The following is a 16,010-nucleotide window of genomic DNA, read 5'->3' as shown; positions in this document are numbered from 1 at the left end:
CAAATACAATTCCATTAAACTAAAGCTGATATTTCATACGTCACCACTCATGACAACAACCACTCATCAAGCCGTACAGCCTGAATTTCGTTTACTGGTGCTCTTGGTTTCTATCGGCTTTTTTATGCAGGCCTTGGATACCACGATTGTCAACACGGCGATTCCTGTGATGGCAATTCAGCTCAATGAAAATCCATTACAAATGCATGGGGTAATTGTTGCCTACGTCCTATCAGTTGCTGCTTTTATCCCATTAAGTGGTTGGTTGGCAGACCGCTTTGGTATCCGTAATACTTATCTTGCTGCTATGGTGATTTTTAGTCTGGCATCACTCGGTTGTGGCCTGTCTCAGACCTTAGATCAACTCTTGATTTGTCGTGTTATTCAAGGGATGGGCGGCGCATTATTGATGCCCGTTGGACGCTTGGCTTTACTTAAAATTATTCCACGTAGCCAATTTCTTTCAGCGATGAGCTTAATGAGTCTGGCTGGTCTCATAGGTCCTTTGATGGGGCCAACTTTGGGTGGATGGTTAGTCGAAGTTGCCACGTGGCACTGGATTTTCCTGATTAACCTCCCCATGGGTGTGCTTGGGGTAATCATGGCGCTTAAAGTCATGCCAAATCAAAAAGAACCAACCGTCAAATCCTTTGATCTCGGTGGATTTATCTTATTGATGATTGCTATGGTGGGTCTGTCTCTTGGGATTGAGAATATCGCTGCGCCACAATATTCTGGCTGGATCAGCATCACTCTACTGGTAATTGGATCTTTAGCAACGTTTGGCTATGCTTATCATGCACATAACCATCAGAATGCCTTGTTTCATGGACGATTGTTCCGCCATAAAATTTTTTCAATTGGCATTTTAGGCAATTTCTTTGCGCGTTTAGGTAGCAATGCAATTCCTTTTATTTTGCCATTGATGCTACAAGTCGCCTTTGGTTTTGAACCCTTTATCACAGGTTTAATGATGATTCCTTTGGTACTAGGATCATTATTCTCCAAACCGATTATTCGTCCAATTATTCAACGTGTCGGTTATCGTCGGTTTTTACTGACCAATACCGTATTAGTGGGTTTATGCATCGCCAGTTTTTCACTGATGACTGCAGACACACCGTTGTGGCTAAAAGTGTTGCATTTCTTTATCTTTGGGACGCTGAACTCTTTACAATTTGTCGGTATGAACACGCTGACATTAAAAGATTTACCGCAGCATGATGCTAGTAGTGGCAATAGTTTCTTGTCGATGATCATGATGCTGTCGATGAGTATCGGGGTCGCTCTGGCTGGAACATTGATCAACCTCTTTGGCCAGCATTATCCAACTGCCTCTGTGACCAGTGCTTTTCATGCAGCCCTCATTGCCTTAGGTTGTATTAATATCATTACTGCGATGGTATTTTGGCAGATTCCTAAAGAAGTTGCTGAATAAAATAATACTTTGCTGTGTGAGCCAAAATAGAGCCAAAGTGCAACAATCATTCTATAATTGATATTTCTACTTAGCTCATCGCGGGCTTATAACCTTAAAGACAATATGGCAAAGAAAGCTGCGAAACATCCACATGCTCAACACTATCCAACTTATGTCAGCATTACTTTAGCTGTCATATTGGGGGTACTGAGCTATTTCGGTTTGTTTTACCAGCAAAAAGCATCGGCACAAGACTATGCCATTCGTGGTTTTGATGTATCACATCATCAAGGTGAAATTAATTGGAAAAAGATCTCTCCGCTGCAATATCAATTTGTGTATATAAAGGCAACTGAAGGCGGCGATTTTAAAGATCGAAAATTTCAAGACAACTGGCTCAAAGCACGTGAGCAAGGTTTTCATGTTGGTGCATATCACTTCTATCGTTTATGCCGTGATGGCAAGGCACAAGCAGAAAATTTTATTGCGACTGTCCCGAACAAAGTGGATGCTCTCCCACCCGTCATTGATTTGGAATATGACAGCAACTGTATTAATACCTATACCAAAGAGCAGCTACTCAAAGAAATTCAGATCATGCATGATCAGTTGCATCAACATTATGGCAAACAGCCAATTTTCTATATTTCGAAGAGCTTTTATCATATCGTATTGATGGGCAGCTTTAATGACACACCATTGTGGGTACGTGATTACGAGGCTAAGCCCGAATTAAAAGACGGCCGAAAATGGTTATTTTGGCAACATAGCCAAACAGGAAAAATTGACGGTATTCCTAAAGCAGTCGACTTGAATGTTTACGCAGAGTCACCACAGCAGTGGCGTGTTTTTCTAGAAAAACAAGGCATCCTCGATGACAAATGAAATACGTAAAATCATTCACATCGACATGGATGCCTTTTTTGCTTCAGTCGAACTTCTAGATCGACCAGATCTTAAAGATCTGCCTGTGGTGATTTCTTCTCATCACCCTCGTGCAGTGATTGCCGCAGCGTCCTACCCTGCCCGTGTGTTTGGCTTACGTTCTGCCATGTCGATGGGGCAAGCCAAAAAACTATGCCCACAAGTAATTGTGATTGAACCCAACTTTGAAAAATACCGAAAAGTTTCAGCACAAATTCATCAAATTTTTCAGCAATATACATCCATCATTGAACCCTTGTCGTTAGATGAAGCCTATCTGGATGTGACAGAAAATCTAAAGAATATACCCAGTGCAACTGAAGTCGCGACACAAATTCGTGCAGATATTTTTGCAGCAACAGGGCTAACAGCTTCTGCAGGGGTGGCACCGAATAAATTTTTGGCCAAGATTGCCTCCGATTGGAACAAACCAAATGGTTTATTTGTAATTAAACCTCATCAAATCCAACATTTCATACAAGACTTGGCACTAAAGAAAATCCCTGGTGTTGGCAAAGTCACCTATGAAAAATTAAATCAATTAAACTTGCACACCTTAGGCGACCTACAAAAAATTGAAGAAAATGTACTCATTCATCATTTTGGTAAATACGGCAAACAACTGTACTTATATGCTCAAGGTATTGATCATCGTCCTGTCAAAGCAGAGCGGGAGCGGCAACAAATCTCGAAAGAAATTACCTTTGATGATGACTATACGCTCACTGAATGCAATCATGCTTGGCAACCTCTAACTGAACAGGTTTGGCGTAGTTTGGAAAGAAAACAACTGACAGCTCGTGGCGTTAACGTCAAACTGAAGCTCAAAAATTTCCAAACCCTACAACATAGTAAAAGTTTTAAATTGCCGCTTCGCTCTCAACAAGATTTAGAACAAGTGGTTTTACAACTACTCAATGAAATGCATATCGATCCAGACTTTCAGTTTCGTCTCGTTGGTGTTGGCGTTTATCAACTGCAAGCTCTACAACAAGAATCACAACTTTCCCTATGGTAATGTTGTTTTTTTACACAACAGTACGATTTTAGCTCAAATTTATGTTTGCTTTTTATGCAGTTTTCAGTACTCTAAGCAACGCAGTAACATTATCCATGTTATTCGCTTTGCTAAAGAAATCCTCACTTTTAGCATTTGCTCCTGTGGTTGGCGTGACGATCAAATCCGAATATTACAGGGCACTTTAGCTGTCTTCTCAAAAGCCTCTCATCTGTTCAGTTTTTCAAAACAATAATTTCCACGATAACTTTTTTCTTGTCTTGCCGCACGACTTTATTCAACAACCTAATTTAATGGAAATAGAAACTTTTTCAGCTTGATTTATACAAAATTACACTGTGCTCAGAATGCTTCAAGTACAATCCTATTGATACAGTTTTAATTAGGTAGTTTCACTATGTCTGTGCAACGATTGCATGTTACATCACGTTTTTGCGAAGTCGCAATTTCAGGAAATCTCGTTCATTTAGCAGGCCAACTGGCAGATGATACCAGCGTTGATGTGAGCGCACAGACTCAACAAACCTTAGACAATATTGATCGTTTACTGGCAGAAGCAGGCACAGATAAAACTCATATCTTGTCTGTATTGATTTTCTTGAAAGACATTGAAAAAGACTATGCAGCAATGAATGCGGTGTGGGACGCATGGATTGCTGAGGGACATCCCCCAGCACGTACCTGTGTTGAATCTAAACTCTATGCACCTGATGTTTTAGTCGAAATGACTGTCACGGCTGTACGACCTGACGCCCATTAAGATTTAGCCGCAAGCACATTATATTTCATCATCCGATCGGCATGAGGCATGGCAGTAAATGAACTGCTTGATGAAACCATAGGATCAAATAAGTCAGGTAACAAATCTTCTCGCAACTCTTGCTCAGTTGGAATACTGCTATAACGCAATACGCGATATCCAGCCAACTCTAACAAGCTGTCTTGATAATGTTTTAAATGCAGACGATTCACATAAGATTCGTCTGCAATCTCAATAATTGCCAAAACTTGTAGTTGTTGATCCAATACTACAAAATCAGCAACTAAGCCTTGATATTTGCGTCGTGTATGTGCAAATTTGGTCGTTAATAATGCATCAAAAGAAACATGTGCAAGCACAGTATGACGATGCAACACAGCTTGTAAACGCATCAAAGTAATTTGTTCAGCAATATTCAAGATACCGCGTCGCTTTAATGGACTGTCTTGACGCCGATTTTGATGTAAACGTCGAAGTGCAAGTGCTGTAATGAGCAGCAAACCAATAACGGTTATGAAATAATACATTTCTAACTAATCCCTTTAGATTTTTTATAATCATTTTTTGGCTTTATGCCAATTTTTTAATCAATAACAAACGATAGTAAACTTATTTCAACAGCGTAAACTTAAATTTTTTAATCGTTTTATACTAGGCGACCAAAGTCGTAAAAGCTTACCCTAGCTCTACTTATAATCAGCATACACTGAATATTCAAGTCAATATTGTCAGTATATGTTTCTATAAATTATAGTTTTGAAATTGAACTGCGACACAATTATCACTTTTTAATAAAAAGAGGACATCGTTTTGGATGTCCTCTTCTCTTCATTTGAGCACCGTAATTAACGATGCGCTTTTACTTTCGATTTTGGTTTACCCGAAAAAGGCCTTTTCTCACCAGTTTCACGTGGTGGCAAACCAGTGTGCTGAGTCAACACCTGTCCTTTTTGTGGACGTTTTTGACTAGAATTAGACTGTGGACGAGATGATTGACCACGTTTAGCAGAATCTCCAGCAACACTCGAGTTTTTCTTACGCGCAGACTTATATTCACCTTCAGCCGTGCCTTGTGGCTGATAGGTTGGAATCAAATGTTGTTTCGAATTACCAATTAAATCCGAACGACCCATTTCTTTCAATGCTTCACGTAATAACGGCCAGTTATTTGGATCATGGTAACGCAAGAAGGCTTTATGCAAACGACGACGTTTTTCACCTTTCACGATATCAACGTTTTCGGTATAACGCGCCACTTTAGACAATGGATTCTTGCCTGAATAATACATGGTGGTCGCAGTTGCCATTGGCGATGGATAGAAGGTTTGTACCTGATCGGCACGGAAACCATTCTTTTTCAGCCAAATCGCCAAGTTCATCATATCGTAATCCGTTGTACCGGGATGCGCAGCGATGAAGTAAGGAATTAAATATTGTTCCTTCCCTGCTTCCTTACTAAAACGCTCAAACATTTGCTTAAAGCGGTCATAAGTGCCGATCCCTGGTTTCATCATCTTCGATAATGGACCATGTTCGGTATGCTCAGGTGCAATTTTTAGATAACCACCAACATGATGCTGTACCAACTCTTTGACATATTCAGGGTTTAACACAGCAAGGTCATAACGAAGACCTGAACCGATCAAAATCTTCTTCACACCTTTGATTTCACGTGCTTTACGATAAAGCTGAACCAATGGCGCATGATCAGTATGTAAGTTTTGACAAACACCTGGATAAACACAAGACGGTTTACGGCAATTCTTCTCGATTTCAGGGTCGTTACAGTGCAAACGATACATGTTTGCTGTTGGACCACCTAAGTCTGAGATAATGCCTGTAAATTGAGGTGCAGTATCACGGATCTTTTCAATTTCACGCAGAATTGATTCTTCAGAACGGTTTTGAATAATACGCCCTTCATGTTCCGTGATCGAACAGAAAGTACAACCACCAAAACAACCACGCATGATATTCACAGAGAATTTGATCATATCAAATGCAGGGAAACGCGCATTGCCATAAGCTGGATGCGGTAAACGTGCATAAGGTAAATCAAAGACATAATCCATTTCTTCCGTTGTTAACGGAATTGGTGGTGGATTAATCCAAACATCACGTTCACCATGACGTTGTACCAATGCACGAGCATTTCCCGGATTGGTTTCCAGATGCAAAATACGGTTGGCATGCGCATAAAGCACTTGATCATTGGCTACTTCTTCAAAAGAAGGCAAACGAATCACAGCGAGTTCACGTGGCGGTAATTTATGTTTAATCGCTTTGGATGGTGCTGGTTTTAACTGTACGATCTGCGTATCTGGATCAAGTTGATCACCTTCACGAACGATTGGATTGGTCACAATTTCTTTTTGGAAGTTTTGATATTGTGCGAGTGAGTTGCCTTTTTCTTTTTCAACTTCACAGCCATCAATATCTTCAGTCATGACATAAGGATTGATAATTGGATCAACACGACCAATGCTATCCACGTCATTACTTGCGATTTCAACGAATTGTGCTTTTGATGCTTTATTGTGTTTATTAATAATAAATGCAGTACCACGAACATCGGTAATTTCGTGGATTTTTTCACCCCTAGCTAAACGGTGCATCACATCAATAATGGCACGCTCACCATTACCATACATTAATAAATCGGCTTTAGAGTCCATCAAGATTGAGCGGCGAACTTTGTCTGACCAATAATCATAATGAGCAATACGACGTAGGCTACCTTCAATCCCACCAAGCAAGACAGGCACATCTGGGAAAGCCTCACGGCAACGCTGACAATATACTGTTGCTGCGCGGTCAGGACGTTTATTCGGTTCATTATTTGGCGAATACGCATCATCCGAACGGATTTTACGATCTGCCGTATAACGGTTAATCATCGAATCCATATTGCCTGCGGTTACACCCCATGCAATAGTCGGTTTCCCTAAAACACGAAAACTTTCGACATTGGTCCAATCGGGTTGAGCAATGATCCCCACACGGAAACCCTGTGCCTCAAGCACACGACCAATCACGCCGGATACAAATGAAGGATGATCAATATAAGCATCGCCACAAACTAAAATAAAGTCACAGGCATCCCAGCCGAGTAAGTCCATTTCTTCTCGTGACATCGGTAAAAATGGTGCAGGTTCAAAACACGACGCCCAATATTTGTCGTAATCAAACAGCGCTTTTGGCGCAGTTTGCTTGGTATAGGCAGTAGACATGGCTTGCGAATCTCGGCTAGCTGAAATGCTGGGATAGCATCAAAGATGAAAGCCGATCATTTTAACATGAATTTCATTCATTTTTATAGATTAAAAAATAAACAAAAGCATTTCCTCAAAAAGAATTTGTAACTATTCGAGGAAATACACATATAAAGCGTTGATAATTATTCGTCTTCGTTCAAGAAACCTTCCTTAATTTCTACAGGTAAGTCTTGATGCCACCATACGTAAATAGAAGCTTTAATTTCTTCATCTTCATCAGGGTCATTATAAGGTTCATCATCTTCACGAATAAGTTCATCACCATCAAATTTGAACCAAAACTCCCATGGATCATCATCTCCACAACCCCAAGCTTGTGCATGAATATCAGGTAATAAGCCTTTCAAAAATAATAGAATATTCTCAATATTTTCATCGCCATTTGAGCCATGTGTAAATTCTAAAACAGCATAACCCGCAATATAATCTAAGTGCTCTGGATCTAAATCGTATTGAATTGAATCAATCTGATCTAATAAAGCTTGCGTTAGTTCCGTACCGTAAGCATTAATCTCTAGCGCAGCTTCTAGAAACTTTTCTGCGCTCCCTGCATGATCTTTAAATAATGATTCTAATAGCCCCATCACTTTGGTATCAGGATGCTTATAGTAAACGCGACTGTGCAGTTCCATCTTATTTTCCCCAATTTTAATATCAAAATTGTGCCAACATGACACAGGTTTAACTTACTAAATTTCAAAGACTTTTATCAAGTTGGTGCGACTATAGTTGTCGTTTTATTTTCATTTATATTGATTTATTCCGTACATAACAAGATCGAGATCACGTAACAACAAAATTATTGTATGTGTGGATGACTGTGAAATTACAATCATCCATGCAATAGTGTTTTTAAAACTTGGCGCGTAAGGTTAGCTTCATATTTCTTGGCTCACCATACCGATTTGAGCCAGTCGTTAAATATGAATAATATTTCTTATCCAAGACATTATTGGCATTAACAGCAATTGTAATATTTTCACTTAATGGATAACTTGCCATCAGATTAACTAATGCATAACCTTCCTGTTTTGCTGACTTAGAACCGTAACGACCCACTAACCATTCACTTTGATAATTTACCCCACCACCCACGGTTAAGTTGTTGGCTAGTTTATAAGTCGCAAATAAACGAGCAATATGTTCAGGTGTGGTTTCATTAAAAGTTTGACCTTGCTTGGTCAGATCTTTTTTATATTCTGTTGTATTGTAAGTATAACCTGCTGACAGATTTAAATGCGGTAACACCTCCCCACGTAATTCCGTTTCAACCCCCTCGCTAATCACTTCTCCAGCAGAAACATTACAGTATCCCTCTCCACCATTAAAAGCACATTGCCCTTTGCTGCTCTGATCTTGGATGGATCGATTAATTTGATTGGTTCTAAAAGCCGCCACTGATGCAATCAGTTTATCGTCATTAAAGCTCCCTTTTACCCCAATTTCGTAGACATTGCCTTGAACGGGATCAAGCAATTTTTCATGACGATCTTTGACATTCTGTACTACAAAGGTATCCGTGAAACTCGCATACCCCGTATAAGTATCATTAAAATCATAAGTTACACCGACATAAGGTGTCCAAATATTATCTTTCTTATAATGAACAGCACGACTGTCAACAAACTTACCAGAGACATTACTTTGATATTTTGAATCATATTTAAAATTACTTTCTCGTACACCTGTAATCAATTTTAATGAATCAGCTAAGTTCCAACGAGTGGTCAGATAAAGACCCATTTGTTCAGTTTTTAAATAAGAACGACCACCATCTTGATCATATCGTGGTGCAGCATAAGGCAAAGCGTAAGGATTAAAATTAAACACATTGATCTGCATTTGATCAACACCAGTAGGTTTGGTGCTGAGCTGTCTATCCCATAATGATCCATCCGCCATCATGGTATCCCAACTGGTCCATTGTCCAGGGGTATTATTTTTCTGATGATTTATCCCTGCAACTAGCTCATGCTCACGTCCCAACAGGTTAAATGTTCCTTTGGTAAAAAGATCAAATACATCGAGTTGTTGATTATAACGATAGCCATATTTGTTGATGGTTGCATTTGAATTAGTTTTATCAATTGAGCCTGATGAAGCAAAGGCAAGACTAGTAAAAGCCATATCCATATCAATATCAGCTCTTAAATAACTTCCCTTTAGCATCCACCCATTCTCAAACTGATGAGTTAAATCAATAAATGCTTGGCTATTCTTTTTATCCCAAAAATCTCGATAATCACAGCCACAATTATCTCGATCTAAGCCAATATCAGAACCATCTGAATAGCGAGGCAAACTATTTACTGGCACTGCATGTTCTTTTTGTTGCGAATAACCCAAATTAAGTAAGGTATTTTTTGTCAGATCAGCACTAATAATCCCGTAAAGTAAATTAGTATCCCGTGTGACTGCCTTCATCCAAGAATCACCGTCTTGATAAGCTAAAACCAGTCGCCCTCTTACACTTCCTGATTCATTTAAGCGGTTAGATACATCAACTTCACCACGAACTGTATTCCATGAACCATAGCTCACAGCACCACTAGCATGAAAGTCAGCGGTTGGCTTTTTACGAATCAAATTAACTGTACCTGATGGTTCTCCTGAGCCTTGTAATAGTCCTGCTGCTCCACGTAAAACCTCGACGCTCTCTAGCATTGCCATATCTGGTTTTGAGGAGGCAACATTTGTTGCATTTACCGCAACACCATCATATTGCATCAAGTTGGAATTCCACCCATCTCCCATATTGAAACCACGTATTGAGAAATTGGTTCGCTCGGTGTTGTCCCCCGTTAAAATAATCCCCGTGGTATTTAATAAAGCTTCGCCTAAATTCGTTGCTCCCATATCTTCGATTTGTTTTTGTGTAATCACGGAGACTGACTGTGGCGTTTCTTTAATATTCAAATTGAGCTTGGTCGAGGTACTGGCATTTTTCTTAGTGTAATTATTCTCTAATGACTCATCTGCTGTTACGACAATCGTAGGCAAAACCTCTGTTTGAGCTGTGATTACTTCTGTTGCAGCATGTGCTGCCCCAAACCAGCAGCTACAGACAGCAAGATAAAGTGCACTTCTAGGGAAAATACCAAATTGAGAAATAGGATAATGCATGAGACCCTCTGATTAAAATGAGAATCATTATCCATACATTTTACATTTAAACAATATTAATGATCATTTTTTATTCATTATTTTCTACTTAAGCATATCAATGCTTTCAATAAAGACTCTATCAAATTCTATTCATGAATGACCATGATACTCAGAAAAGGGGGAATCTACAGCAAAATGAAATACTTCTGTTTTTATTCAGGCATCCCGTGACTTCAACCGTAATGCAAGGACCAGCCCCGAAGCCAATACAATACCTACACCCAAATTAATTCCTATCCAACCAAATTTTTCCCAAATCAAACCACCACTGCTACCAAGCAAACTTGAACCAACGTAATAGCAGAATAAATACAAGGACGAGGCCACCGCACGATATTGCACCGCTTGCACAGAAACCCAACTGCTGGCTGTTGAATGTGCTGCGAAAAAGGAAAAAGTGAAAATCGTTAAACCGAGTAAAACCGCCCATAGCGATGGAATGAGCGTGATGAATAGTCCCAATATCATACTCAATAACAAGCAAGGCAACACCTTATCACGTCCATATTTAAAGCCCCATTGTGCTGCTTTAGGTGAACTATAAATACCTGCTAGATAAGCAATTGAGATCACACCAATCCATGTTTGTGATAAATGAAATGGCGCTTCTAATAAATGATAGCTAATGTAATTAAATACCGTCACTAAGCAGCCCATTAAGATAAAGCCCTGAGCAAATAAAATCCGTAATTTTGGATCTTTAAGGTTCTGTTCAAATGCAGCTTTAAAACGGGAAAATCGAAATGGATAAGGTTGAAAATGTTGAGACTTTGGTAATAACAAATAAAATAAACAAGCGATGACCAGATTCAAAAATCCAATGATATAAGTAGCCGATTGCCAAGAAATAAAGTCAACTAAAACACCTGCGATCAAACGCCCACCCATCCCACCAATGGCGGTGCCTGAGATATACAATCCCATAGCAAAACCAATATCTTGCTGGGCAATCTCTTCCCCGATATACGTCATCGCAACCGCAGCAACGCCACTCACCGCCAAACCAATAAAAATACGGGTGGTCAAAAAGACTTCCCAAATCGGAAATGAGGCACTGATGAGCAAGAGAAGAGAAACCAAAAACAAAGCAAAAACCATAATGGGTTTTCGCCCAAAGCGATCAGAGATAAAACCCGTAAACAATAAACCTATGGCCAAAGCCACGGTAGAAAAAGAAAGTGGGAAACTACTATGTGTAGGTGAAACCTGAAAGAATTTTGCAAAAATCGGCATCATCGGTTGTACGCAGTACAAAGATGAGAATGAGGCAAAGCCTGCAAAGAACAATGACCATAAAATTGCAGTAAATGATTTAGACCCATACTCAATATGAGCAGACAGTGCTTCAGGCTTAGACATCGTGACTCCTTGACTGGAAACAGTATACGCCTATCCTGAAGCGATTGAAAAACGCTAAACAATGCTCTTGTTTTATTATTTATACAACAGAATCTCTATTGATCTTCAACCTCATAATTTCTAACATCGGACCAACTTTTGGCACGTGGATGAATTACTTTGGTTGTTTTTAACACGACGACTCTTTTTACACTCAAAAATTACTTTTTGATTCCATTCAAATTGATCATATTTTTATCCATTGTGAGTTTAACCGCATGTAGTAGTTTAAATGCCCCAAAACTATCCAAAGGTATCCAGCAAGCTTATTCTGTTTCTCCGACCACAGCTGATCGACTCTCTCCCATTATTCTCCAAAGTGCTAAACAACACGACGTTCCTCCCCTCTTAGTGGCAGCGGTGATTCGTCAAGAGTCCAGTTATCGCTCAAATGCACGCTCACCAACAGGAGCACTTGGGCTCATGCAAATCATCCCAAGTCATTGGAGACAAGATTGTCCTGGTGATTTATACAATGAATATATTAATATCAATTGTGGTACACATGTCCTTGCAACCTATTACAAATCCGCAGGCAGTTGGCACAAAGCATTGGGTTATTACTATGTAGGCCCGACGGGGTATCAACGTAGTTTTAGCAATCGGCACAAAGCCAGAAAATATGCCCGCTCCGTTGAACGGCATAAAAAAGAGCTCAAAAGAGCGCTGTAATCTATAAAAAACCATGCTGATCAAGCATGGTTTTTGGTTCTAAAAGATATTAAGATTCTTCAAACATCCCTTCGAACAAGACTGAAGATAAATAGCGCTCACCACTATCAGGTAAGATCACCACAATGGTCTTGCCAGCATTTTCAGGACGTTCAGCAATTTTTGCTGCTGCTGCTAATGCTGCACCACTTGAAATACCCACCAAAATTCCTTCCTGAGTTGCACATTTTCTTGCCCACTCAATTGCATCGGCACTATTTACAGGCACAACCTCATCGACCAAATCTAAATCTAAATTTTTAGGAATAAAATTGGCGCCGATCCCTTGAATTTTGTGTGGTGCAGGGCTGATACTCTCACCATTCCGAGTCTGGGTAATAATTGGAGATTCAGCAGGCTCAACAGCGACTGAATATAATGGCTTGTTCTGAACTTGCTCAAAATAGCGAGAAATTCCTGTAATCGTTCCACCCGTCCCCACACCAGCGACTAAGATATCGACTTGACCATTGGTTGCCTGCCAAATCTCAGGGCCAGTGGTATCCACATGAATTTGAGGATTAGCTGGATTTTCAAATTGTTGTGGTAAAAAATATTGCTGAGGATTTTCAGTGGCTAAACGTACTGCCTCATCTACCGCACCCTTCATACCTTTCGCAGGATCAGTCAAAACGAGATTTGCACCCAATGCCTTTAATACTTTTCTACGCTCCAAACTCATACTTGATGGCATTGTTAAAGTAATTGGATAGCCTTTTGCTGCTGCAACGAATGCTAACGCAATCCCAGTATTACCACTGGTTGGCTCAACAATATGCATACCAGCTTTAAGTACGCCACGTTTCTCTGCATCAGCAATCAATGCCGCACCAATACGACACTTTACTGAAAATGCAGGATTACGACTTTCAATTTTTGCCAGTACAGTTGCACCTGTTTGAATAGCACGGTTAATGCGTACTAAAGGCGTGTTACCGATTGCTTCGGCATTATTTGAATACACTGCGATACCAAGATTGGCTGGTGTCGGAAATTGTTGATCAGTTGACATGTTATTTCCTTATTAGATTTGGAATGATTCTCAATCATTATAGGCTTGTCAGCAAATGAAGAAAGCTTAAAGCAACTGCTTTTACGAAAAACTATCCTTTTAGAACATGAAAGCTTAGGGTTCATAATAAAAACTCATGATTGCTGAGACAATAGCTCCCACAAAGCATTCAATTTTAAATGTCTCAAATCCTAATAAATAAAAAACCCCGATTAGTAACATTGCCGATACTAAGCCTGACATCACAGGTGCAGCCCTTCGGTTCGCGTAATGGATAGAATGCCGACGAACAATTGCATTTTTGCGTTGTTTATTTGGAATATAGTATTGACTAAATACAGGCAGCCTAACAATAAATGATATAAAAATAATTCCAAGAATCAACGCGATACCAACACCTAACCACTGAAAAGATTCGCCTCGCAAATAAGCATATCCCACCACGATGCAGCAACTCATCACTGCATAAAAGACATAAGTCGAATAGTACTTTCGATTCATTTTTACTTCTCAGACTTATATATCAAGTACGATCATGCTTGAGTAGCCTCTAACTCCTCATTAACCAACACTTGCTCATTGTCCCCCAATAAAATTGCGACACGACTACAATGAATCACCAAATGCTCTAACCACCGCTGTGCTGCCAGTTGTTCTAATGTATAAGCGGCTGACACCATTCTTGACGAAGATTCTTCAATTATTTTTTGTCGAACTAGATCTTGATGAGCCTGCATTTCTGAGGAAAAATTAGCCAACTCATCGACCAAAGCGTTAGGAATTCGGGTAAAAGGTTCATTCAGCAAATAAGGAATAAATTGCTCAAGAATCACGGCAAAACGATTGGCTAATTCCTCAATATTCCTCTGATTTTGAATACTTTCTATATGAGCCACACTACTTAAATCATTTTTAAGCACCCGTACATATACAACTAATCTCAGCAAAATCAATAATCGATGTTGATCTGCTATAGATTGTGGGGCAGACATTTTATCAAGATAGTTCTCAATCTTGCCTAACGTATAGTCAAATTCATCAGTTTTAACTAATTCAGCCACCATTTGCCCACGAATACAACGCACAAAGATTCCATACATATCCGAGATTGACCTTAACAAAGCACGTTCAACGGCTGCAATTGCAAGTGCTGGAACACTATAAAGCGACTCATCTAAATATCGTGTAGTGGCATGCTCTTTTTCTGGAAGTAAACGAATAATCAATTGTTCAAATTTAGCCAAGAAAGGCATGAAAATACATGCCCCTAATAAACTAAAAGTGGTATGAAATGCGGCCACCAACAATACAGGGCCCAATTGCTGAACACTTTCAAAATGTTGATATGCCCAAATAAAGGCAGGCGATAATAAAATAAAAGCAAATACAGCAGTCACAACATTAAAAATCACATGAACAGCAGCAGTTCTCTTTGCGCTTGTTGTACCACCAATTGCAGCCAATACAGCTGTGGCAACCGTCCCAATATTCTGCCCGATCACCAAAACTAATGTCTGTTCCAGATTTATCGTTTGAGTAGACAATGCAGCTAATGTCGTTGTAATCGCAGCACTCGAAGACTGTAATAAGATGGTCATTAACACACCGATGAGCAGTAAAATAAGCTTCATCATCAAGCTTGGTTCTGACCACCGTGATAAATCGATGAGTAATGCCAATCCACTCATGGCATCTTGTAGAAATTGAATCCCTAAGAACAGCAATCCGAAACCAGCTAGAGTTAGACCAATAAAAGCAATCTTTTCTTTACCGAATAAATTAAGTAACGCCCCAACACCAACAAGCGGTAAAGCAAAACTCGCAATTGAAAACTTTAAGCCTAATAGTGCAACCATCCAGCCTGTACTTGTGGTCCCAATATTTGCACCAATAATCACACCTATTGCATGACTAAAACTTAAGATACCCGCACTGACAAAGCCAATGGTTGCTAGTGTCGTTGCTGTAGAAGACTGGACCACAACTGTTAGACCAATCCCTGATAAAACAGCTTTCGTCGGTGAGTTGGTAAATCGAACCAGCCATTGTCGTAATGCTTCACCCGCAATTGCTTTTAAGCTATCTGTCATCAAAGACATGCCCAAAAGAAATAAACCAATTCCACCTACTAATTGAACAATGACATTGAGCACAAAAACGTCCTTTTTATAATTTTCAGATTAAAAACTTAGACTGACTTAGGATTAACTTCGCTTGTTCTATTTAAATATTTATATTTGATTTAGGTATGACAATAAAGTGTTTTTAATACAATTTATTAGCATCACTATAAAAATTGCTAAGCGCTTATTTCCTTTTTCTCGTTG

The 16,010-nt window shown here is 39.6% G+C and carries 13 protein-coding genes; 5 read left to right on the top strand and 8 right to left on the bottom strand.

All coding sequences use genetic code 11. The features are described 5' to 3' along the window. Positions 1-49: 49 nt before the first annotated feature. From mdtD to HMPREF0023_RS14040, 4 genes are all read left to right on the top strand, one after another. On the top strand, positions 50-1,438 hold the full coding sequence (gene mdtD / locus HMPREF0023_RS14055; RefSeq protein ID WP_008942398.1) for a multidrug transporter subunit MdtD: 1,389 nt from the start codon (positions 50-52) through the stop codon (positions 1,436-1,438). Between the two features lie 105 nt (positions 1,439-1,543). Next, entirely contained in the window at positions 1,544-2,305 is a 762-nt protein-coding gene (locus HMPREF0023_RS14050) for a GH25 family lysozyme (RefSeq protein ID WP_008942397.1), read from the top strand. Position 2,306: 1 nt separating this feature from the next. Beyond that, positions 2,307-3,362 (top strand): DNA polymerase IV, encoded by a 1,056-nt coding sequence (dinB, locus tag HMPREF0023_RS14045; RefSeq protein WP_026056307.1) that lies wholly within the window; start codon positions 2,307-2,309, stop codon positions 3,360-3,362. A gap of 397 nt (positions 3,363-3,759) precedes the next feature. After that, positions 3,760-4,122, top strand: a complete 363-nt coding sequence (locus HMPREF0023_RS14040; protein ID WP_005084062.1) for a RidA family protein — start codon at positions 3,760-3,762, stop codon at positions 4,120-4,122. On the opposite strand, the gene HMPREF0023_RS14035 is transcribed toward HMPREF0023_RS14040, so the two are convergent. The 5 genes from HMPREF0023_RS14035 to HMPREF0023_RS14015 form a co-directional block, all read right to left on the bottom strand. Continuing rightward, the gene (locus tag HMPREF0023_RS14035; protein ID WP_008942395.1) at positions 4,119-4,649 is read right to left on the bottom strand and encodes a DUF2726 domain-containing protein; all 531 of its coding nucleotides are present in this window, start codon (positions 4,647-4,649) and stop codon (positions 4,119-4,121) included. The genes HMPREF0023_RS14040 and HMPREF0023_RS14035 overlap by 4 nt on opposite strands. A gap of 318 nt (positions 4,650-4,967) precedes the next feature. After that, positions 4,968-7,352: a YgiQ family radical SAM protein gene (locus tag HMPREF0023_RS14030; protein ID WP_008942394.1), complete on the bottom strand. Its 2,385-nt coding sequence runs from the start codon at positions 7,350-7,352 to the stop codon at positions 4,968-4,970. Between the two features lie 167 nt (positions 7,353-7,519). After that, complete coding sequence (locus HMPREF0023_RS14025) at positions 7,520-8,029, bottom strand: hypothetical protein (RefSeq protein ID WP_005087860.1); 510 nt, start codon at positions 8,027-8,029, stop codon at positions 7,520-7,522. 220 nt (positions 8,030-8,249) lie between these two features. Continuing rightward, entirely contained in the window at positions 8,250-10,520 is a 2,271-nt protein-coding gene (locus HMPREF0023_RS14020) for a TonB-dependent siderophore receptor (RefSeq protein WP_005087858.1), read from the bottom strand. 198 nt (positions 10,521-10,718) lie between these two features. Beyond that, on the bottom strand, positions 10,719-11,921 hold the full coding sequence (locus tag HMPREF0023_RS14015) for an MFS transporter (RefSeq protein ID WP_005087856.1): 1,203 nt from the start codon (positions 11,919-11,921) through the stop codon (positions 10,719-10,721). A gap of 159 nt (positions 11,922-12,080) precedes the next feature. On the opposite strand from HMPREF0023_RS14015, the gene HMPREF0023_RS14010 reads away from it, so the two are divergent. Continuing rightward, positions 12,081-12,632, top strand: a complete 552-nt coding sequence (locus HMPREF0023_RS14010; RefSeq protein ID WP_005084075.1) for a lytic transglycosylase domain-containing protein — start codon at positions 12,081-12,083, stop codon at positions 12,630-12,632. Positions 12,633-12,681: 49 nt separating this feature from the next. Here HMPREF0023_RS14010 and cysK read toward each other — a convergent pair whose 3' ends face one another. From cysK to HMPREF0023_RS13995, 3 genes are all read right to left on the bottom strand, one after another. After that, complete coding sequence (gene cysK, locus HMPREF0023_RS14005) at positions 12,682-13,683, bottom strand: cysteine synthase A (RefSeq protein ID WP_005087854.1); 1,002 nt, start codon at positions 13,681-13,683, stop codon at positions 12,682-12,684. A 114-nt stretch (positions 13,684-13,797) separates the two neighbouring features. Beyond that, entirely contained in the window at positions 13,798-14,184 is a 387-nt protein-coding gene (locus HMPREF0023_RS14000) for a hypothetical protein (protein ID WP_005084078.1), read from the bottom strand. Between the two features lie 32 nt (positions 14,185-14,216). Beyond that, the gene (locus HMPREF0023_RS13995) at positions 14,217-15,836 is read right to left on the bottom strand and encodes a Na/Pi cotransporter family protein (RefSeq protein WP_005087853.1); all 1,620 of its coding nucleotides are present in this window, start codon (positions 15,834-15,836) and stop codon (positions 14,217-14,219) included. Between the last annotated feature and the right edge of the window lie 174 nt (positions 15,837-16,010).

The organism is Acinetobacter sp. ATCC 27244, from assembly GCF_000156555.1.
In the GTDB taxonomy this organism is placed as follows: domain Bacteria; phylum Pseudomonadota; class Gammaproteobacteria; order Pseudomonadales; family Moraxellaceae; genus Acinetobacter; species Acinetobacter haemolyticus.
The sequence above is the reverse complement of the archived record's forward strand: the minus strand, read 5'-3'. Positions and strand labels throughout refer to the sequence as shown.

What these genes read in the sequence shown, in the direction of transcription:
- cysK (WP_005087854.1), bottom strand. Translation starts at nt 13,683, where the DNA reads ATGTCAACTGATCAACAATTTCCGACACCAGCCAATCTTGGTATCGCA.
- HMPREF0023_RS14025 (WP_005087860.1), bottom strand. Translation starts at nt 8,029, where the DNA reads ATGGAACTGCACAGTCGCGTTTACTATAAGCATCCTGATACCAAAGTG.
- HMPREF0023_RS14015 (WP_005087856.1), bottom strand. Translation starts at nt 11,921, where the DNA reads ATGTCTAAGCCTGAAGCACTGTCTGCTCATATTGAGTATGGGTCTAAA.
- HMPREF0023_RS14020 (WP_005087858.1), bottom strand. Translation starts at nt 10,520, where the DNA reads ATGCATTATCCTATTTCTCAATTTGGTATTTTCCCTAGAAGTGCACTT.
- HMPREF0023_RS14000 (WP_005084078.1), bottom strand. Translation starts at nt 14,184, where the DNA reads ATGAATCGAAAGTACTATTCGACTTATGTCTTTTATGCAGTGATGAGT.
- HMPREF0023_RS14035 (WP_008942395.1), bottom strand. Translation starts at nt 4,649, where the DNA reads ATGTATTATTTCATAACCGTTATTGGTTTGCTGCTCATTACAGCACTT.
- mdtD (WP_008942398.1), top strand. Translation starts at nt 50, where the DNA reads ATGACAACAACCACTCATCAAGCCGTACAGCCTGAATTTCGTTTACTG.
- HMPREF0023_RS14050 (WP_008942397.1), top strand. Translation starts at nt 1,544, where the DNA reads ATGGCAAAGAAAGCTGCGAAACATCCACATGCTCAACACTATCCAACT.
- HMPREF0023_RS14030 (WP_008942394.1), bottom strand. Translation starts at nt 7,352, where the DNA reads ATGTCTACTGCCTATACCAAGCAAACTGCGCCAAAAGCGCTGTTTGAT.
- HMPREF0023_RS14040 (WP_005084062.1), top strand. Translation starts at nt 3,760, where the DNA reads ATGTCTGTGCAACGATTGCATGTTACATCACGTTTTTGCGAAGTCGCA.